Source organism: Nocardioides rotundus (genome assembly GCF_019931675.1).
GTDB classification, from domain to species: domain Bacteria; phylum Actinomycetota; class Actinomycetes; order Propionibacteriales; family Nocardioidaceae; genus Nocardioides; species Nocardioides rotundus.
Genome location: NZ_CP082922.1, coordinates 2248504 through 2267868, shown reverse-complemented (window position 1 = coordinate 2267868; position 19365 = coordinate 2248504). Strand labels below are relative to the sequence as shown.

Annotated in this window: 16 protein-coding genes; 5 read left to right on the top strand and 11 right to left on the bottom strand. The window is 73.7% G+C overall.

Going from position 1 to position 19365, the window contains the following annotated elements:
• Window positions 1-32: 32 nt before the first annotated feature.
• The 10 genes from K8W59_RS11215 to K8W59_RS11170 all read right to left on the bottom strand — a co-directional run bounded on the left by K8W59_RS11215 (window position 33) and on the right by K8W59_RS11170 (window position 13816).
• Window positions 33-980: a carbamate kinase gene (locus K8W59_RS11215; RefSeq protein ID WP_223393848.1), complete on the bottom strand. Its 948-nt coding sequence runs from the start codon at window positions 978-980 to the stop codon at window positions 33-35.
• Window positions 977-2884: a hydantoinase B/oxoprolinase family protein gene (locus K8W59_RS11210; protein WP_223393846.1), complete on the bottom strand. Its 1908-nt coding sequence runs from the start codon at window positions 2882-2884 to the stop codon at window positions 977-979. Before K8W59_RS11210 ends, K8W59_RS11215 begins: the two co-directional genes overlap by 4 nt.
• A complete protein-coding gene (locus K8W59_RS11205; RefSeq protein ID WP_223393844.1) occupies window positions 2881-4974 on the bottom strand; it encodes a hydantoinase/oxoprolinase family protein in 2094 nt (697 codons plus the stop codon). Before K8W59_RS11205 ends, K8W59_RS11210 begins: the two co-directional genes overlap by 4 nt.
• Window positions 4971-6377, bottom strand: a complete 1407-nt coding sequence (locus tag K8W59_RS11200; RefSeq protein WP_223393842.1) for an amidase — start codon at window positions 6375-6377, stop codon at window positions 4971-4973. Before K8W59_RS11200 ends, K8W59_RS11205 begins: the two co-directional genes overlap by 4 nt.
• On the bottom strand, window positions 6374-7009 hold the full coding sequence (locus tag K8W59_RS11195) for an SRPBCC family protein (protein WP_223393840.1): 636 nt from the start codon (window positions 7007-7009) through the stop codon (window positions 6374-6376). The genes K8W59_RS11200 and K8W59_RS11195 overlap by 4 nt, the downstream gene beginning before the upstream one ends.
• On the bottom strand, window positions 7006-9396 hold the full coding sequence (cutA, locus tag K8W59_RS11190) for an aerobic carbon-monoxide dehydrogenase large subunit (RefSeq protein WP_223393838.1): 2391 nt from the start codon (window positions 9394-9396) through the stop codon (window positions 7006-7008). Before cutA ends, K8W59_RS11195 begins: the two co-directional genes overlap by 4 nt.
• Window positions 9393-9884 carry a (2Fe-2S)-binding protein gene (locus K8W59_RS11185; protein ID WP_223393836.1) on the bottom strand — a complete coding sequence of 164 codons (492 nt, stop codon included), beginning with the start codon at window positions 9882-9884 and terminating at the stop codon, window positions 9393-9395. Before K8W59_RS11185 ends, cutA begins: the two co-directional genes overlap by 4 nt.
• The gene (locus K8W59_RS11180; RefSeq protein WP_223393834.1) at window positions 9881-10732 is read right to left on the bottom strand and encodes an FAD binding domain-containing protein; all 852 of its coding nucleotides are present in this window, start codon (window positions 10730-10732) and stop codon (window positions 9881-9883) included. Before K8W59_RS11180 ends, K8W59_RS11185 begins: the two co-directional genes overlap by 4 nt.
• 4 nt (window positions 10733-10736) lie before the next feature.
• On the bottom strand, window positions 10737-12107 hold the full coding sequence (locus K8W59_RS11175) for a uracil-xanthine permease family protein (protein WP_223393832.1): 1371 nt from the start codon (window positions 12105-12107) through the stop codon (window positions 10737-10739).
• A gap of 146 nt (window positions 12108-12253) precedes the next feature.
• Entirely contained in the window at window positions 12254-13816 is a 1563-nt protein-coding gene (locus tag K8W59_RS11170; protein WP_223393830.1) for a PucR family transcriptional regulator, read from the bottom strand.
• Window positions 13817-13890: 74 nt separating this feature from the next.
• On the opposite strand from K8W59_RS11170, the gene K8W59_RS11165 reads away from it, so the two are divergent.
• The 3 genes from K8W59_RS11165 to K8W59_RS11155 are packed head-to-tail and all read left to right on the top strand — an operon-like array spanning window position 13891 to window position 17385.
• The gene (locus tag K8W59_RS11165; RefSeq protein ID WP_223393828.1) at window positions 13891-14538 is read left to right on the top strand and encodes an oxamate carbamoyltransferase subunit AllH family protein; all 648 of its coding nucleotides are present in this window, start codon (window positions 13891-13893) and stop codon (window positions 14536-14538) included.
• Window positions 14531-15991 carry an FdrA family protein gene (locus tag K8W59_RS11160; RefSeq protein ID WP_223393825.1) on the top strand — a complete coding sequence of 487 codons (1461 nt, stop codon included), beginning with the start codon at window positions 14531-14533 and terminating at the stop codon, window positions 15989-15991. The genes K8W59_RS11165 and K8W59_RS11160 overlap by 8 nt, the downstream gene beginning before the upstream one ends.
• Window positions 15988-17385 carry a YlbE family protein gene (locus K8W59_RS11155; protein WP_223393823.1) on the top strand — a complete coding sequence of 466 codons (1398 nt, stop codon included), beginning with the start codon at window positions 15988-15990 and terminating at the stop codon, window positions 17383-17385. The genes K8W59_RS11160 and K8W59_RS11155 overlap by 4 nt, the downstream gene beginning before the upstream one ends.
• A gap of 91 nt (window positions 17386-17476) precedes the next feature.
• On the opposite strand, the gene nucS is transcribed toward K8W59_RS11155, so the two are convergent.
• On the bottom strand, window positions 17477-18181 hold the full coding sequence (nucS, locus tag K8W59_RS11150) for an endonuclease NucS (RefSeq protein ID WP_223393821.1): 705 nt from the start codon (window positions 18179-18181) through the stop codon (window positions 17477-17479).
• 52 nt (window positions 18182-18233) lie between these two features.
• On the opposite strand from nucS, the gene K8W59_RS11145 reads away from it, so the two are divergent.
• Both K8W59_RS11145 and K8W59_RS11140 read left to right on the top strand, forming a co-directional pair.
• Window positions 18234-18809, top strand: a complete 576-nt coding sequence (locus tag K8W59_RS11145; protein ID WP_223393819.1) for a GNAT family N-acetyltransferase — start codon at window positions 18234-18236, stop codon at window positions 18807-18809.
• On the top strand, window positions 18806-19327 hold the full coding sequence (locus K8W59_RS11140; RefSeq protein WP_223393817.1) for a GNAT family N-acetyltransferase: 522 nt from the start codon (window positions 18806-18808) through the stop codon (window positions 19325-19327). The genes K8W59_RS11145 and K8W59_RS11140 overlap by 4 nt, the downstream gene beginning before the upstream one ends.
• Window positions 19328-19365: the final 38 nt, after the last annotated feature.

The following is a 19365-nucleotide window of genomic DNA, read 5'->3' as shown; positions in this document are numbered from 1 at the left end:
TGCGGTCCTCTCTTTCGGTGGGAGTACGTCGGTCAGCCGGGCACCACGGTGGTGCCGCCGGAGCCGGTCACGGCGTCGCGGATGTGCTCGAGGTCGGTGATCGTGGCGGGCCTGCGTTGCTGCCGGACGAAGCGACAGATCGCGTCGACCTTGGGCCCCATGGACCCCTCGGCGAACTCGCCCGCGGCGGCGTGGGACTCCATCTCGCTCAGCGTGACCCGCTCCAGGGGCCGGGCGGAGTCGGTGCCGTAGCCGAGCACCACGTGCGGGACGTCGGTGGCGATCACCAGGGCGTCCGCGTCGAGCGTCTGCGCGAGCAGGGCGGCGCCGAGGTCCTTGTCGATCACCGCCTCCACCCCGTGCAGGGTGCCGTCGGGGTCCCGGACGGTCGGGATGCCGCCGCCACCGGCGGCCACCACGACGTAGCCGGCCTCCACCAGGGTGCCGACGGCCGGGGCGTCGATGATCTCCAGCGGCTCGGGGGACGCGACCACCCGGCGCCAGCCCCGCTCGCCGAGGTCGCGCCAGGTCTCGCCGTGCTCGATCATCGGCCGCGCCTCCTCGGCCGAGAGCCAGCGCCCGATCGGCTTGGAGGGGGACCGCAGGTGCGGGTCGTCGGGGGAGACCAGGGTGCGGGTGACCAGGGTCGCCGTACGGCGGGGGTCGCCGCGCTCGGCGAGCTCGCGGTCCAGGGCGTCCATCAGCAGCGTTCCGATGGTGGCCTGGGTCTGGGCGCTGCACCAGTCCAGCGGCACCGGGGGCACGACGTGCGCGGCAAGCTCGTTCTTCACCAGCAGGTTGCCGACCTGCGGGCCGTTGCCGTGGGTGATGACCACGTCCACGGGGTCTGGCCCGGTCAGCAGGTCCGCGATCGCCGCGGCGGCGACGCCGACGGCGCGCTGCTGGTCCTCCGGGCGGGCCGTCCCGTCCGGAGCCGTCATCGCGTTGCCGCCGAGCGCCACCACCACGCGCGACCTCACAGGAAGTCCACCTCCGCGGCGGCCGCGCCGCCCGAGAGCTGCGCATAGCCGGGACCGCGGTCGAAGAAGGGCCGGTCCGGCTCGCGGGCCGTCACCAGCTCCGAGCGCAGGGCGTCGGAGGCGGCCTCGTCGACGGTCACCGACTCGCGGCTCCCCGACACGACCGCGCCGTAGTCCTCGCGGGCCCCCTCGACCGACACCTTGCCCCAGGCGACGTCGCGGGCCACCTCGTCGTACGGCCGCTCCAGGGGGTCGCCCCAACCGCCGCCTCCGGTGGTGCGGATCCGGATCACCTGACCCGAGCGGACCGATTCGGCGTCGGCGAGCGCGTCGACGACCCGCTCGTCGGGACCGCCGAGGTCGATCGTCACCTCGAACGGGCGGCCGGCACGTCCGCCCTTGACGCCCCAGCAGGAGAGGATCGACCGGTCGGCGATGGACATGAAGTGCGCGTCGCGCAGCATCCGGATGTGCTTCTCATACCCCAGGCCGCCGCGGTGCCGGCCCGGCCCGCCGGAGTCGACGGCGAGCCCGAGCCGCTCGACCCGGAACGGGAAGCGGCTCTCGGTGAACTCGGTGGGCAGGTTGCGGCTGTCGGGGACCACGTGGATGGTGTCCTCGCCGTCGGCGTAGTAGCGCCCGCCGGAGCCGCCGCCGAGCACCTCCCGCATGAGATAGGGGTTGCCGTCGGCGTCGTCGCCGTACACCCCGGTGTAGCGGATGGTCTCCTGGTCCGCGGGCATCCTGCCGTCGACCGCCTTCGCCACCACGCCGGCCAGCACCCCGAGCAGCCGCAGGATGACGAACGTCCGTGCGTTGGTCGGCGCCGGATGGATGGGCGTGAGCAGCGTGCCCTTCTCCGGGAAGCGCATCTCGATGAGGGGGACCACGCCCTCGTTGACGTCCAGCTGCGCCATCCGCTCCGGGGTGTCGGCGAGATTGCGCAGGATCGGGGCCAGCCACTTCTTCAGGAAGTTGCCGCCGACGTAGTCGCCGCAGTGGTTGATCGGTCCCTTGGCCTGCGGAGCGGTGCCGGTGAAGTCGATGACCAGCCGGGGCTCGCTGGTCTTGGTCAGGGTGATCCGCTGGGTGTGCAGGCGGGGCTCGTCCACGCCGTCGTGCTCGGCGTAGTCCTCCCAGACGTAGGTGCCGTCGGGGATCCGGGAGAGGATCTCGCGGCGGTAGGTCTCGGTGGTCTGGTCCAGGATCGTGTCGAACGCGGCCTCGACCTGCTCGCGGCCGTAGCGCTCGAACAGCTCCCCCAGCCGGCGCGCGCCCATCAGGCAGGCCGAGCACTCCGCGTCCAGGTCGGCGGCGAGGCTGTCGGGCATCCGGGAGTTGCGGGTCATGATCCGCAGCGCCGCCCGGTTCGGCTCGCCCGCGTCCCACAGCCGGATCGGCGGGACGGCCAGCCCCTCCTGGTAGACGCTGGTCGCCGCCGACGGCATCGAGCCGGGCGCCGCGCCGCCGATGTCGTCGTGGTGACCGAAGGCCTGCACGAACGCCACCACCCGGCCGTCGTGGAAGACCGGCACCGTCACGCACAGGTCGGGCAGGTGCCCGATGCCACCCTCGGACTCGTAGACGTCGTTGTGGAAGAACACGTCCCCCTCGCGCATCTCCTCGAGCGGGAAGTCCCGCACGATCGGGTGCACGAGCGCGGAGTAGGAACGCCCGGTGAGCTTGCGCAGCTGCCGGTCGTGGATGCCGGCACGGAAGTCGTGGGCGTCGCGGATCATGGGGGAGCGGCTGGTCCTGGCGATCGCGGTCTCGACCTCCATCTCCACGCTGGACAGCGTGCCCTGGACGATCTCGACCAGGATCGGGTCGACGCTCGTGCCTTCGGGGGTCAGGCGTTCGCCGTGCTCGTAGTCGGTCGGCAGGCCGGCGGGGTTGACGATCATGCTCGCTCCTCCCGGGTGATGACGAGGTTGGCGTGCTCGTCGACGCATGCGACGAAGCCCGGGTGGACCGGGACGGTCGATCCGAACTCCTCGATCACGCACGGCCCGCTCACCGTGTCGCCGGCGGCCAGGTCGGGACGCCAGAGGATCGGGGTGTCGACGTACCCCTCCTCGGCGACGAAGCAGACCGGTCGTCGCCCGCTCGGCTCCGGCGCCCCGGTCTCGCGGGGCGCGATGGTGCGTACGTCGGGCCGGGTGATCGGCCCGACCCCGGTCACCCGGAGGTTCACCCACTCGACGTGCTGGTGCGGGTCCCCGCGGAAGTCGTAGCCGTAGAGCGCGCGGTGCTGGTCGTGGAAGGCGTCCGCGACCGCGGTGGCGAACGCCTCGTCGACCTCGCCGTCGGGCGCGGTCACCCGCACCTCGTAGGCCTGGCCGAGGTAGCGCAGGTCGGCGGTGCGGACGAACCGGTGCGCCGTGCTCGGGAAGCCCTCGCGCTCGAGGGCCTGTGCGGCGCGCTGGGTGAGGTCGTCGTACGTCGCTCGCACGGCGCCGAGGTCCAGCCCGTCGTGGCGCGCGACCGAGGTCTGCACATAGTCGTTCTTCACGTCCACGGTGAGCAGCCCGAACGCCGACACGTTGCCCGGATCGGGCGGCACCACCACACCGCCGAGGTCGAGGACGTCGACCAGCCGACAGGCCAAGAGGGAGCCGGAGCCGCCGAAGGTCGCGAGCATGAAGTCGCGGACGTCGAGCCCCCGCTGGACGCTGACCTGGCGCAGCGCATTGGCCTGGTTCCACGCCGAGATCTCCAGGATGCCCGCCGCGCAGTGCACCGGGTCCAGCTCCAGCCGCGCCGCCAGCTGCTCGATCCCGGTGCGGGCGGCGTCGGCGTCCAGCGGGATCTCGCCGCCGAGGAGGTGCGGCGGGATCCGGCCGAGCAGCAGGTGCGCGTCGGTGATCGTCGGCTCGGTGCCGCCCTGGGCGTAGCAGAGCGGCCCCGGGTCCGCCCCGGCCGAGCGGGGCCCGACCTTGAGCGTGCCCTCGGGGGAGATCCACGCGACCGAGCCGCCGCCGGCGCCGACGGTGACCACGTCGATCATCGGGATCTTCGACGGGAACGCGCCGACACTGCCCTCGGTGGTGAGCGTCGGCTCCCCGTCGAGCACGACGCTGACGTCGGTGGAGGTGCCGCCGCCGTCGCAGGTGAGCACCCGGGGGAAGCCGGCCCGCTGGGCGATCAGCCCGGCGCCGAGCGCACCCGCGGCGGGACCGGACAGCACCGTGGTGATCGGCTGGTGTACGACCTCCTCGGCGCTGAGCACCCCGCCGTTGGACTTCATGATGTAGAACGCGGCGTCCTCCCGCCCCAGCTCGCCGGCCAGCCGGGCGTGGATGTTGCCGACATAGCGGGACACCTTCGGCTTGACCGCCGCGTCGACCAGGGTGGTCATCGAGCGCTCGTACTCGCGGTACTCCCGCAGCACCTCGCTCGACAGCGACACCACCGCGTCGGGGTGCTCGCGCCGCAGCACCTCCAGCATCCGTCGCTCGTGGTCGTCCTCGGCGTAGGAGTGCAGGAAGCACACTCCGATCGTGTCGATCCCGCGCTCCCGGAACCAGCGGGCCACCTCGACCGCCTCGGCCTCGTCGAAGGGGCGCACCTCCTTGCCCTCGAAGTCCATCCGGCCGGCGACGGTGCGCACCCGGTCGGCCGGCACGATCCGCGGCGGCTTGACCCAGAAGTAGGAGTTCCCGTAGCCGTCGGGGACGGCCTGACGGGCGATCTCCAGAATGAACTCGTAGCCCTCGGTGGTGATGAACCCGAGCTCGCCGACGCTGCCCTCGAGCAGCTGGTTGGTCGCGACCGTGGTGCCGTGGCAGACCGCGGTGATGTCGTCGCCGGTGGCGTCCAGCAGGCCGAGCACCTTGCGCACTCCGGCGAGGAAGCCGTCCGCGGGGTCGCTGGGCGTGGACGGGGTCTTGGTGCTGACCAGCGCACCGGTGTCCTCGTCGAAGGCGACCACGTCGGTGAAGGTGCCGCCGGTGTCGATGCCGATCCGGATCCGGCGCAAGGTGGCGTCGGTCATGGGCGGAGGACCTCCTCGAGCGTGGTCGCGATGGACAGCAGGCGCCGGTCGGCGCCGTGCGGCGCGACGACCTGGATCCCGACCGGCAGCCCCTCGGGCGTGTGCCCGGCCGGGAGCGACAGTGCGGGACACCCGGTCACGGTGATGAAGTACGCCGACCGCATCCAGGCGAGGTAGTCCGGCTGCGGGCGGCCATTGATGTCGGCGGGGTACTCCTGCTCGACCGGGAACGGCGGCACCTGGGAGACCGGCAGCACGAGGACGTCGTACCCGCCGTGCTCGCGGTCGAAGAAGCGGCGCATCGTCTCCGACAGACTGGTCCGCTGGGCGTAGGCGCGGGCGATGTCCGCGCCGGTGAGCGGCTCCCCGGCCTCGATGTTGGCCGCCAGCGTCTCCTTGAGCGCGCCGGGGTTGGCCCGGTGCGTCTCGCCGAGCTTCGCGTTGAGATGCCAGGCGCGCAGGGTCCGGAAGGTGTCGTCGGCGAGCGACAGGTCGGGGTGCGCGTCCTCGACCTGGGCCCCGGCGGACTCGATCGCCTCGGCCGCGGACCGGACCACGGCGGCCACCCGGTCGTCGACCTCGAACGCGCCGCCCAGGTCCCGGGAGACCGCGACGCGCAGGCCGGTGAGGGGGACGGGGGCGAGGGGCGGCGCGAAGGTGCCGCCGGGGTCGCCCAGCGCCTGCGGTGCGCGCGGGTCGGGGCCGGCGAGGACCGAGAGCAGCAGGGCCAGGTCGCCGACGCTGCGGGCCATCGGCCCGCCGACCGAGGTGGTCTCCCACTGGTTGTAGAGCGGCCACTCCGGCACCCGGCCGAGCGAGGGCCGCAGGCCGACGACCCCGCAGAACGACGCCGGGTTGCGCAGCGAGCCGCCCATGTCCGAGCCGTCCGCGAGCGGCACCATGCCGGTCGCCAGCGCGCACGCGGCCCCGCCGCTGGAGCCGCCGGCCGAGCGACTCGGGTCGACCGGGTTGCGGGTCACGCCGAAGACCCGGTTGAAGGTGTGCGAGCCCGCAGCGAACTCGGGCACGTTGCTGCGCCCGAGCACCGTCACCCCGGCGGCCCGCACCCGCTCGACCAGCAGCTCGTCGGTCTCGGGCACGTTGTCCGCGAGGAGCGGGGAGCCGAAGGTGGTGCGCCAGCCGGCCACGTCGTGGGTGTCCTTGAACGCGAACGGCAGGCCGTGCAGGGGCGGCAGCTCACCGCCCGCCGCGGTGACCCGGTCGGCCTCCTCGGCCGCGGCGCGGGCCCGCTCGGGGTCCAGGGAGACGAGCGCGTTGAGCTCGGGGTTGCGCTCGCCGATCCGGGTGAGGTGCAGCTCCAGCAGCTCGCGCGCGGAGATCTCCCGGGCCGCGATGGCCGCCGCCATCGCCCGCGCCGTGGAGTCGACGGTGAGGTCGCTCATCGCGGCCTCCTCGCGGCCAGGCCGCCCGCCACGACCCCGGCCAGCACCAGTCCCGCGCCCACCGCCACCCCGCGCAGGAAGTCCTGCTGACCGGAAGGGGCCGCGGGGGCGGCGTACACCCTGCCCGACGACGGCTCGCCCGTGGCCGCGGGAGCCTCGGCCGCGGTGGCGGACTGGTCGGCGACCGGGGCGGTCGGCTCGGCGATCGCGCGCTCCACGTTGGCGAAGAACTCGCCCGCCATCCGCTTCGCGACCGAGCCGAGCATCCGCTGGCCGACACCGCCGACCATGCCGCCGACGACGGCGTCGGCGTCCCAGGCCACCGTCGTCGCGCCGTCGTCGTCGGTGAAGTCGACCCGCACGGTCGCGCCGATGGTTCCCGGCGCCCCGGCTCCCTGCAGCGACATCACCAGCGACCGGGGCTCGTCGAGCTCGGTGAGCTCGCAGTGTCCGTCGTAGGTGCCCTTGATCGACGCGACCCCGGCGGTCACGGTCATGTCGTAGGCGTTCTCGCCCACCGCGACGAGCCGCTCGCAGCCCGGCAGCGCCCGCACCAGCACCTCGGGGTCGAGCAGGGCGTCCCAGGTCTGCTGCACCGGCGCCTGGACCCGGTTGGTTCCGTTCAGCTTCACGGCTGCTCCTTCCGTGGGGAGGTACGGCGCAGCTCCCACAGCTCCGCCGGGGAGATCGGCATCGACCGGACCGGGATCCCCTCCGCGTCCTCGATCGCCGCGGCGATCACCGCGGCCACCGGGATCGTCCCGGCCTCGCCGGCGCCCTTGATCCCGAGCGGGTTCAGCGGCGACGGCGTCTCCAGGTGGTCGACCACCAGGTCGTCGGGGATCTCGGTGACGTAGGGCATCAGGAAGTCCATGAACGAGGCGTTCTGCAGCTGCCCGTCGGCGTCGTAGGCCATCCGCTCGTAGAGCGCGCCGCCGATGCCCTGCGCCAGCCCGCCGTGGATCTGGCCCTCCACGATCAGCGGGTTCACGATCGTGCCGCAGTCGTGCACGACGGCGTACTTCAGCACGGTGATCTCCGCGGTCACCGGGTCGGTCTCCACGATCGCCGCGTGCATGCCGCTGGCGAAGGTGGACCGGTCGGGGGAGTAGAAGTCGCGCCCCTCCAGCCCCGGCTCGTCGCCCTCGCTCACCGGCGGCTTGCCGGGGTCGCCGACGCTGAACTGGGTGGCGGCCTTCGACGCCTCGTCGAAGGCGTAGCGCAGCGGGTTGGAGAGCACGGCGACCGTGCCCAGGGCCATGCCGCGGTCGGTGCCCCGGACGCCGACGTGGCCGTCGACGATCTCCAGGTCGTCCTCGTCGACCTCGAGCGCCTCGGCGGCGATCCGCAGCGCCTTGGCCCGTGCCTTGAGCGCCGCCAGGTGGATCGCCGAGCCGCTCATCACCGCGGCTCGCGAGGCGAACGTGCCGACGGCATAGGGCATCCGCCGGGTGTCGCCGGTGGTGATCTCCACGTCCTCGAACCGCACGCCCAGCGCGTCGGCCACGATCTGGGCGAACGACGTCTGGTGTCCCTGCCCCTGCGAGGTGAGGCCGGTGGCGACCTTCACCTTCCCGGTGGTCTCGATCTGCACGTGCGCCCCCTCGTAGGGGCCGACGCCGGTGCCCTCGACGTAGCAGCCGAGGCCGATCCCGAGCCGCCGTCCCGAGCGCTCGGCCTCGGCGCGCATCGCCGCGAAGTCGTCCCACCCGATGAGGGACTTGAGCATCTCCAGCGAGCGGGGGTAGTCCCCGGAGTCGTAGACCAGGTCCCGGCCGTCCTGGAAGACCAGCCCCTGGTCGTAGGGGAACTCCTCGGGCTGGATGAAGTTCGCCGCCCGCACCTCGGCACGGTCGCGTCCGAGCGCCTCGGCGATCGCGTCCATCGTCCGCTCCATCACGAAGCAGCCCTGCGGCCGCCCCGCCCCGCGGTAGGGGGTGACGATCACCGTGTTGGTGTAGAGGCTGTCGAAGACCACGCGGTAGCTCGCCGGCTTGTAGGGGCCGAGCAGCTGGGTGGAGGTGATGATCGGGACGATCAGTCCGTACGGCGTGTAGGCGCCGTTGTCGTGCCAGAACCGCACGTCCAGCCCGAGGACGCGGCCGTCGGCGTCGAAGCCCACGTCGACGTGGTGCAGCTGCGCCCGCTCGTGCGCGGAGGAGACGAAGTGCTCGCGCCGGTCCTCGGTGAACTTCACCGTCCGCCCCAGCCGCATCGCCGCGAGCGGCACCAGCAGCTCCTCGGGCCAGGGGTGCACGATCTTCACCCCGAAGCCGCCGCCGACGTCCGGGGTGATCACGTCGACCTGCGCCAGGTCCAGGCCCAGCTTCGCGGCGACCGCCGCGCGCACCCCGGTGGAGGTCTGGGTGGAGGTCCAGACCAGGAGGCGCCGTACGTCGGCGTCCCAGCGGGCCACGGTGCCGCGGCCCTCCAGCGGGGCGCATTGGCTGCGCTCGATCGCCAGGTCCAGCGAGAGGGTGTACGGCGCCTCCGCGATCGCCGCCCGCGCGTCGCCGACCTCCTGCTCCAGGTGCGCGGCGACGTTGCCCGGCACGTCGTCGTGCACCAGCGCCTCGCCGTCGCGCGCGGCCTCGATCCCGACCACCGGCGGCAGGAAGTCGTAGCTCACCCGGATCCGGTCCAGCGCGTCCTCGGCGACGTAGCGGTCCTCGGCGACCACGAAGGCGATCGCCTCGCCGACGTGGTTCACCTCGCCGTTGGCCAGGGCGAACTGGGTGTGCCCGTGGGTGAGCGTGGGGTGGGGGATGAGCAGCGGGAGGGACTCGGCCATCGGGCCCTCGAGGTCGTCGTAGGTCCAGACCAGGTGCACGCCCTCGACGTCGAGCACCCCGCTGACGTCGATGTCGGCGATCCGCGCGTGGGCGTGCGGCGAGCGGAGCACGGCGGCGTGCAGCGTGCCGGGGGAGGCGGCGATGTCGTCGACGTAGGCGCCCTGCCCGCGCAGGATCCGGTCGTCCTCCACGCGGGCGACGGCCTCGCCCACCATCCGTGTCGTCACCGGTCCGCCTCCCGCGAGAGCTCGGCGGCGCGCTCGACGGCCGCGACGATGTTGCGGTATCCGGTGCAGCGGCACAGGTTGCCGGCGATCATCTCCCGCGCCTCCTCGTGCGTGGGCGCGGGGTTCTCCTCCAGCCCGGCGGTCACGGTGGTGAGGAAGCCCGGCGTGCAGAAGCCGCACTGCAGCGCGTGGCACTCCTTGAACGCGCGCTGGACCGGGCCGAGCTCGCCGACGGGGTCGGCGAGCCCCTCGACCGTGGTGATCGCGACGCCCTGGGTGCTCACCGCCAGGGCGAGGCAGGACCGGGCCGGGCGGCCGTCGAGCAGCACGGTGCAGGCGCCGCAGACGCCGTGCTCGCAGCCGACGTGGGTGCCGGTCAGGCCGAGGTCGTGTCGCAGCGCGTCGGACAGCAGCCGTCGGGCGGGCACCCGCAGGTCGTACCGGTTGCCGTTGACGATGAGGGTGACGTCGTACAGCTCCTCGGTCATGCCGCGGCCTCCCCTCTCGCGCGGGCCAGGGCGGCGGACAGCACGCGCGCGGTCAGCACCCGGGCCAGGTGGCCGCGGTAGTCGGCATCGGCGTGCAGGTCGGCGACCACCTCCAGGCCGCCGACCGCGCGGTCCGCGACGACCTCCAGGTCGGTCAGGTCGGTCCCGGCGTCGACGACGGTGGCCGTCTCGGCGACGGCGACGTAGGCGACTCGCGCGGCGGTCACCGCCCCGCCCTCGGTCTCGACCAGGGCGGCGACCCCGGCGATCGCGTAGTCGCCGTTGCGTCGGGAGATCTCCTCGAAGGCCACCCCGGCGGCGGGCGGCAGCGCGGGGAAGTGCGCCTCCACGGCGATCTCGTCGGGGGCCAGGGTGGTCTCCATCGGTCCGGTGAACAGCTCGGAGGCAGGGACGGTACGGCGCCCCCGCACCGACATCGCGGTCACCGAGCCACCGAGCAGCAGGAGCACCGCCGGCAGCTCGGCGGCGGCGTCGGCGTGCGCCAGGGAGCCCACCACGGTGCCCCGGTTGCGGATCGTGGCGTGCGCGACGTTGGCCAGCGCCAGCGGGAGGAGCGGCTGCGCCTCGCCGACCCGCGGGTCGGCGGCCACGTCGGCCTGTCGGGCCAGGGCGCCGACGTGGACCCCGTCGCTGTCCACCCGCATCCGGTCCAGGCCGGGCACGCCGGACAGGTCGACGAGGGCGCTGGGCGCCGCCAGCCGCATGCTCAGCAGCGGCAGCAGGCTCTGACCCCCGGCGAGCACCTTGGCGCCGGGGTCCGCGGCCAGGGCGGCGCAGGCCTCCTCCAGGTCGGCGGGGCGGTGGTATCCGAACGGGGCGGGCTTCACGGCCTCAGGTGTCCTCGGGGTGGGACAGGCTGCGGGTGACGGTGCCGCTGTCGGCGCCGCGACGGTTGACCAGGTGGTAGTAGACGATCACCAGGATGGTGCCCAGGGCGATGCCGCTGAGCTCGAAGTTGTCGGTGAAGGTCAGCGAGACGCCGCCGATGCCGGCGATCAGGCCGGCCGCGAGCCCCACCACGTTGGCGGGCCGGCCGAAGTCGACGCCGTTCTCCACCCAGATCTTGGCGCCGACCAGGCCGATCATCCCGTAGAGGACCACGGTGATCCCGCCGAGCACGCCACCGGGGGTGGCGTTGACGATCGCCCCGAACTTCGGGCACAGGCCGAGCAGGATCGCCACGACGGCGGCGACGTAGTAGGCGGCGGTGGAGTAGACGCGGGTGGCGCCCATGACGCCGATGTTCTCGGCGTACGTCGTCGTCGGCGACCCGCCGAAGGCCGAGGCGAGCGCGGTGCCGACCCCGTCGCCGAAGAGCGCGCGGCCCATGTAGGGGTCCAGGTCGGTCTGGGTCATCTCGGCCACCGCCTTGACGTGGCCGACGTTCTCCGCGACCAGGGCGATCACGCCCGGCAGCACCAGCAGGACGAAGGTGAGGGAGAAGCTCGGGCCGTGCACGGCGCTCACGCCGTCGGCGAGCTCGCCGCTGGGCAGACCGACCCAGCTGGCCTGGCCGACCGCCTCCCAGCTGACCCGCAGGTGCTCGACCGGCTGTCCCTCGGAGACTGGCGTGACCGAGGTGATCGGCCCGAGGACCTTGTCGGCGAGGAAGGAGATGAGGTAGCCGAAGACCAGGGCCAGGAAGACCGCGATCCGCGACCAGAAGCCCGGCAGCAGCACCGCCGCGAGCACCATGAAGGTCGCCGTCAGCAGCGCGATCCACTGGTCCTGCGGCCAGTAGATCCCCGCGACGACCGGGGCGAGGTTGAAGCCGATGAGCATGACCACCGCGCCGGTGACCGCCGGCGGCAGGATCCGGTGGATCCAGTGGGCGCCCGCGAGATGCACGGCGATGCCGATGGCCGCGAGCACGAGGCCGCCCACCATGATCGCGCCGGTGACGTCGGAGGAGTCACCGCCCTGGCCTCGGATCGCGGCGACGCTGGCGACGAAGGCCGCGCTGGTGCCGAGATAGCTGGGCACCTTGTTGGCACAGATGAGCAGGAACAGGATCGTGCAGATGCCCGAGAACAGGATGGCCAGGTTCGCGTCGAGCCCCATGACGAGCGGGAAGACGAAGGTGGCTCCGAACATCGCAACGACGTGCTGGGCGCCCAGGCCGACGGTCTTGCCCCAGCTCAGACGCTGGTGCGGTGCCACGGCCTCGCCCTCGGCAGGGTCCACGACCTGCCACGAGAACATCGACATTGCTTCCTCCAGTTCACCTGGTGACCCAGGACACATGCGGTGCCCACAACCTAGTGGCTCGGGCGGTCCGGGCACGGCGGGAAGTCTTGCCGAGTTGTGCGCGCGGGGGTTGGCAGGTTTTGCCGACCGGCGTCGTGGCCTCAGTGGCCGCGGACCTGGAGCACCCGCAGCGCCAGCGCGAGCTCCAGCCGCAGCTGCGGGTCGGTGGTGAAGGGGCCGACCTGGTTCTCCAGCCGGCCGATCCGGTAGCGCAGGGTGTTGTAGTGCACGAAGAGCTCGCGGGCGGTCTCCGCGACGTTCAGGTTGTGGTCCAGCAGCACCCGGAGCGTGGTGAGCGACTCCTGCCGCCCCGGCGCCGCCGGGTCGGCCAGCGGCCCCAGCGTCTCGGTGACGAAGGCGTCGAGATCCGCTGAGTCGGGGATCAGCGAGAGCAGCCGGAAGACCCCGAGCCGGTCGAAGTGGGCGAAGGCGTTGGTGCCGCCGAGCTGCCGCCCGACGGCCAGCGACCGCAGCGCCTCGGCGTACCCCCGCGGCACGTCCGCGGGGCTCTCCACCACCCGGGAGACGCCGGTGGAGAAGGTACGGCGGCCCCCGCCGCCGTCGCCGCGCACCACCTTGGCCAGCGCCTGCACCTCGCGCAGCGTCTCCTCGTCGTCCCCTCGGGCGGGCAGCAGGGCGACCACCTCCCGGCCGTAGCCGGCGACCGGGATCACCGGGTCGCGCGCGGCCACCGCACGGAGCCAGGCGGCGGCGAACCGGCCCTGCAGCTGCCGCAGCTCGGTGTGCCCGCGACTGCTGTGCTCGTCGTCCTCGTCGGTCTCCGCGACCACGACCACCACGGGGCGATCCAGCCGCCAGCCGAGGGCGGCCGCGTGCTCGACCGCGTCACCCTGGCCGCCCGCGCGGCCGCCGAGCAGGTCGCGGAGGAACTCGGCGCGGTACTTGTCCTCGACCGCCGCGACCGCCTGGTCCCGGGTGATCGCCAGGGCGGCGACGGTCGCGGCGCGCTCCATCAGGTGCACGTCGCTGGCGGTGAAGATCGCGCCGTGGGTGCGCACGCACAGCAGCCGCCCCTGGTCCAGCTGCCCCGCCTTGATCCCGACCAGCGCGCGGTCCTGGTCCTGCCCCGGCGCGCGCAGTCCGAGGGGCTCCCGCTCGACGCGGAGCCGGTGCTCGTCGGTGAACCAGTCCTGCGCGAGCACGGAGTCCAGCTGCTCGTGCGGCCCGGCCGCCGCGAGGATCCGTCCGTCGGAGGTGGTCACCATCGCGACGTCGGCGAGGAAGCCGATCAGCTCCTCGCAGAGATCCTGCACCGACCCGCCGGTGAGCACGTTGTTGTGCATCAGCCGGTGCAGCTCGTCCTCGCGGTCCATCTGGCCGGCCTGCAGGTCGACCAGGCAGCCCAGGAGCCGGCTGGCCAGCGCCTCGGACTCCGCACCCGAGGCGGTGAGGACGGGCAGGGGTGCGTCCTCGACAGCCTCGTCGGTGACGACCGCGGCGGCGGTGCCGGCCAGCTCCTCGAGGTCGGCGCCGGGAGCGGCCAGCACCAGGTCGCCGGGGCGCGGCTGCTCGCCGGGGCGACGTACTCCCGTCACCAGCACCAGGTCGGCGCGCTCGCCCAGGTCGCCCAGGTCGAGTCCCGCCCGCTCCGCGAGGCTGCGCAGCGTCACCCCGCGACGCCGCCGCGGGTCGTTCGTCAACATCGGCCCATCGTGGGGGAGATCCTTGGCACTTTCTCCCATGCGCCCGACCCTAGCGCCGTCGGTACCGTCGGCCCATGCTTCCGGCCGCAGCCTCGCCGCTCGCGCCGTGGCCCGGCTCGGGTACGGCGCGGGTCAGGGGAGTGCTGCCCGCGGTGCTCTACCTCGAGCATCCCGGCGGGGTGGCGGCCCTGGAGACCGCCCGCGGCGCCGGGCTGCCGATCGCCTGGCGGCTCGGGGTGCCCGCCGTCGACTGGGGCGTCGCCGTCGGGGACGTCGTCTCGTTCCATGCCGACGGGCTCGACCTCCCCGCCGGGCCGGTGCGCCGGGTGCGCGCGTGGCGCCCGGCGCGGGTGCGGCGGCGGCCCCGCGAGACTCGGGGGTTGGCCCGCTCGGTCGCCCGGGTTGCCGAGCGGGTCGGGGAGGGGCCCGGGCTCACGCCCGAGGCCGACGACGAGCTCTGCGGGCTGTTGCTGATGGCCTACGCGGCCGGACTGGACGTGGACGTTCCGGCCGGTCGCACCACCGCTCTCTCGGCGGCGTTGCTGCGGGCTGCCGCCTCCGGCTACGCCGTCGCCGCGGCGGTGCGGGTCGCGGACGCGCTCGCGGCCGGGCGCCCCGCCTCGTCGCGGGACGTGGCGGAGGTGGACGGTCTGGGCGCCACGTCGGGGCGGGCGCTGCTGCGAGGGCTGCGGGCCGGGACGGAGGAGCTGGTGCATGGCTGAGGTCACCGAGGTCGAGCTGGTCGAGGGATACGTCGACTCGGTCACGCTGATGCAGGTCTCCAGCGCCGTCGCGGCCACCCCGGGGGTGCTCGCGGCACAGGTCGCGATGGGCACCGAGCTCAACCTCGAGGTGCTGCGCGGGATGGGCTTCGAGCTCCCCGAGCGCACCGGCCCCGCCGACATCGTGGTCGCTCTGCGCGCCGAGTCCGCCGAGGCACTGGAGGCGGGGCGGCAGGCGGTCCGCGACGAGCTGGCCTCGCTGTCCCGCCGTACTCCCGACGCGGGGGCCGGCGCCGGCGAGACGGCGCCGCGCACGCTCGCCCGGGCGGCCGAGCGCGGAGCCGGGCTGGCGCTGGTCTCGGTGCCCGGCGAGCACGCGGCGGTGCAGGCGTGGGACGCGCTGCGCGCCGGGATGCACGTGATGGTCTTCTCCGACAACGTCGCGGTCGAGGACGAGGTGGCGCTGAAGGACGCGGCCGCGGAGGCGGACCTGCTGGTGATGGGGCCGGACTGCGGCACCGCGGTGGTGGCCGGCGCGGCGCTCGGCTTCGCCAACGCCGTACGGCGCGGCCCGGTGGGCGTGGTGGCCGCCTCGGGCACCGGCGCTCAGCAGGTGATGTGCCTGCTCGACGCCGCCGGTGTCGGGATGAGCCACTGCCTGGGCCTCGGCGGCCGGGACCTCTCGGCCGCCGTCGGCGGACGCTCGGCCCGCCAGGCGCTGGCCGCGCTCGACGACGACCCCGGGACCTCCTCGATCGTGGTGGTCTCCAAGCCGCCCGCGCCGGAGGTGCGCTCCGCGCTGGTGGAGTACGCCGGCACGCTGGGCACGCCGGTGCACTGGGCCACGCTCTCCCCGGACACCCCCGACCTGACCGCCTCGCTGGAGGCGGCGCTCGACGGCCAGGGGCTCCCGACGCCGGAGTGGCCTTCGTGGGTCACGCCGGCCGAGAGCCACGCGGGTCCGCTGCGGGGGCTCTACTGCGGCGGCACCCTGGCCGACGAGGCGATGCTGCTGGCCTCGCCGGCGCTGGGCGGGATCCGGTCGAACATCCCGCTGGAGGACGCGCTGGCGGTGGGGGAGTCGCTGGACCACGACGGGCACCTGGTGCTGGACTTCGGCGAGGACGACCTGACCCGCGGCCGAGCGCACCCGATGATCGACCCGACCCTGCGCCTGGAGCGGATCGCTCGCGAGCTGGCCGACGACCGGCCGGGGGTGCTGCTGCTCGACCTGGTCCTGGGCCACGGCGGCCACCCGGACCCGGCGCCCGCCCTGGCCGATGCCGTGCGCGGAGCCGGCTGCCCCGTCGTGGTGGCGCTGGTGGGAACGCCGGCCGACCCGCAGGACCTCGATCGGTCCGCCAGGCTGCTGCAGGAGGCCGGTGCCTCGGTGTTCCTGTCCAACGCGCAGGCGGTGCGGCACGCCCTGTCCCTGCTGGAGGAGGCCCGATGAGTCTGCGGCACGTGCTGGACACAGATCCCGTGGTGGCCACCGCCGGGGCCGGTCACTTCGCCGACGCCCTGCGGGCCCAGGCGGTCAGCGTGGTCGAGACCCGCTGGCAGCCACCGCTGGAGGGGACCGCGGACGACCTTCGGGTGCTCGCGCGCGACCCCGCGGTCGCCGAGGCGAACCGGCGGGCGGTGGAGGCGATGACCTCGGCGGGGGCCGACCTGGTCGACGTACGCCCCGCCTCCGAGGCACTCGGCCTGGAGCGCGGGACGCTGCTGCACGCGGGGCCGCCGATCGAGTGGGAGCGGGCGTCGGGACCGATGCGCGGCGCGCTGATCGGGGCCATGCTCTTCGAGGGCTGGGCGGACTCTCCGGAGGCAGCGGAGGCTGCCCTGGCGGCCGGCGAGGTCGCTCTCCAGCCGTGCCACCACAGGGACGCGGTCGGACCGATGGCCGGCGTGGTCTCCCCGTCGATGTGGATGTACGAGCTGCACGATGCGACGCACGACCGCCGTTCGTGGTGCTCGCTCAACGAGGGACTCGGGAAGGTGCTGCGGTACGGCGCCTACGGCCCCGAGGTGGTCGAGCGGCTGCACTGGATGAACTCCGTGCTCGGGCCGCTCCTGCAGACCGCGGTCCGCTCGCTGGAGGGGGTCGACGTCCGGGCGATCATCAGCCAGATGCTGCAGATGGGCGACGAGGGGCACAACCGCAACCGGGCGGGGTCGCTGATGCTGCTGCGCGAGCTGCTGCCCGCGATGATCGCAGCGGACCGGCCGGCCGACGAGATCGCCGAGTGCGTGCGCTTCAGCGGGGCCAACGAGCACTTCTTCCTCAACCTGGGGATGCCGGCCTGCAAGCTGGCGACGATGGCTGCCGAGGGCATCGCGGAGTCGACCGTGGTGACCACGATGGCTCGCAACGGCACCGACTTCGGCATCCGCACCGCCGGCACCGGCGAGCGGTGGTTCACCGGCCCGGCGAACACGCCGGAGGGCCTGTTCCTCGGCTCCTACGAACCCGAGGACGCCAACCCTGACATCGGCGACTCCGCGATCACCGAGACCGGGGGGATCGGCGGCTTCGCGATGGCCGCCGCCCCCGCGATCGTCCGCTTCGTCGGCGGCGACGTGCCGTTCGCGCTGGAGACGACCCGGTCGATGTACGACATCACCGTGGGCGAGCACCCGGCGTACCAGATCCCGATCATGGAGTTCCGGGGCACGCCGGTCGGCATCGACGTCGCCGCCGTCGCGCGCACCGGCCTGCTGCCGCAGATCAACACCGGCATGGCCGGCCGGGTCGCCGGCACCGGCCAGGTCGGCGCCGGCCTGGTCAAGCCGCCCGCCGAGTGCTTCACCCAGGCGCTCGGCGCCCTCGCGGCCCGGCGCCGCTAGCTTGCTCGGCGGGCCCCGCCGCGCCTCCGCGTCGACCGTGTGCGTTCGTGGTCATCTGATGGCCCCGATCCCACACGGTCGCCGCCGCTGGTCAGAAGAGCCGGGCCTCGGCGTCGTCCATCCCGCGGAGGGCGTCGTAGTCGACGGTCGCGCAGGCGATGCCGCGGTCGGTGGCGAGCACGCGGGCCTGCGGCTTGATCTCCTGGGCAGCGAAGATGCCGCGTACGGCGCCCTTGCGGGTCAGCGCCGGGTCCCGGTTGAGCAGCTCGAGGTATCGGGTGAGCTGCTCGACCCCGTCGATCTCCCCGCGCCGCTTGATCTCCACCGCCACCGAGAGGCCGTCCTCGTCGCGGCACATCAGGTCGACCGGGCCGATCGCGGTGGGGAACTCCCGCCGGACCAGCGAGAGGCCGTCGGCGAGCGTGGCCGGGTGCTCGGCCAGCAGCTCCTGGAGGTGCTTCTCCACGCCGTCCTTCTGCAGGCCCGGGTCGATGCCGAGGTCGTGGGAGGAGTCGTGCAGGATCTCCTCGATCAGGATCCGCAGCGTGTCGTCGGACTTGGCGGCGCTCACCGTCCACTCGACCATCTCGCGCGACTCGTCGGCGGGGTCGGTCGTCACGCCCTCGCGCAGCGTGCACGGCGGGCTCATCCAGTTCAGCGGCTTGTAGGAGCCGCCGTCGGAGTGCACGAGCACCGACCCGTCGCTCTTGATCATCAGCACCCGGGTCGCCATCGGCAGATGCGCCGTCAGCCGCCCCGCGTAGTCCACCTGGCAGGTCGCCACCACGATCCTCATCGCCGCGCAATCTACCCGGCGCCGGGAGCCGCCGTGTGCCAGAGTGCGGGTCGTGGATTCGACCGATGACATGGCGCGGTACGGCGAGTCGGTGCTCCGCAGCGAGCGACTGCGGCTGCGCCCGCTGGAGGAGCAGGAGATCGGGCTGCTCGAGGTCTGGTGGGACAACCCGGCGACGATGGGCCTGCAGACGGCCTCCGTGCTCCCGCGACCCAGCGGGTCCCGGCGAGAGCTCTTCCGGAGCTGGCACAGCAACGAGGATGCCGCCGCGGTGGGTTTCGGGGTGGAGCGGGTCGATGACGGCGAGCTCATCGGCAGCGTGGTCCTCTACGGGGCGACGTACCTCACCCAGACCGCGACGTTCGCGATCATCCTCGCCCCCGAGGCCTCGGGGCGGGGGTACGGCACCGAGGCGACCCGGCTGATGGTCGACTACGGCTTCCGCTCGCTGCCGCTGCACCGCATCGAGCTGTCCGTGTGGGCCTACAACACCCGGGCGGTGTCGGCCTACGAGCGGGCCGGCTTCGTGCTCGAGGGCCGCCGGCGGCAGGTCGTCTTCGCCGACGGCGCATGGCACGACGAGCTGCTCATGGCCGTGCTGCGCGAGGACTGGCAGGCAGGCGGGTGAGCGACGCCGTACGCCCTGCCCGCCCCGCGGACCTGCGAAGGATCGCGGAGATCGAGGACTCCGGGCTGGCGATGTTCGAGGAGGCGCTGGGCGATCTCACCGGGACGCCCCTGGCGGCGCCGGCCCCCGAGGGCGGGGAGCGGGCGGCGCAGGGCGGCCACCTGCTGGTCGCCGGCGACCCGCCGATCGGGTTCGCGCACGTGCTGCTCGTCGACGGCCATGCGCACCTCGAGCAGCTCTCGGTGGAGCCGGAGCACGGCCGCCGGGGGATTGGTACGGCGCTCCTGGAGGCCGCCTGCCGGCACGCCGCCGGCGAGGGACACGGCGCGATCACCCTGATGACCTACGCCGACCTGGCCTGGAACGCCCCGTTCTACGCCCGCCACGGCTTCGAGGAGTCCGAGCCGCTCGACGGCTATGAGCGCGGGCTGATCGCCCACGAGCGCCAGCTCGGGCTCCCGGACTTCGGACGCCGGGTGCTGATGCGCCGTGCTCTCCGGACACCGGGGGAGGGGTGACCTTTTCCACAGCCCGAGTCCGGGGAGGACGTGCGATC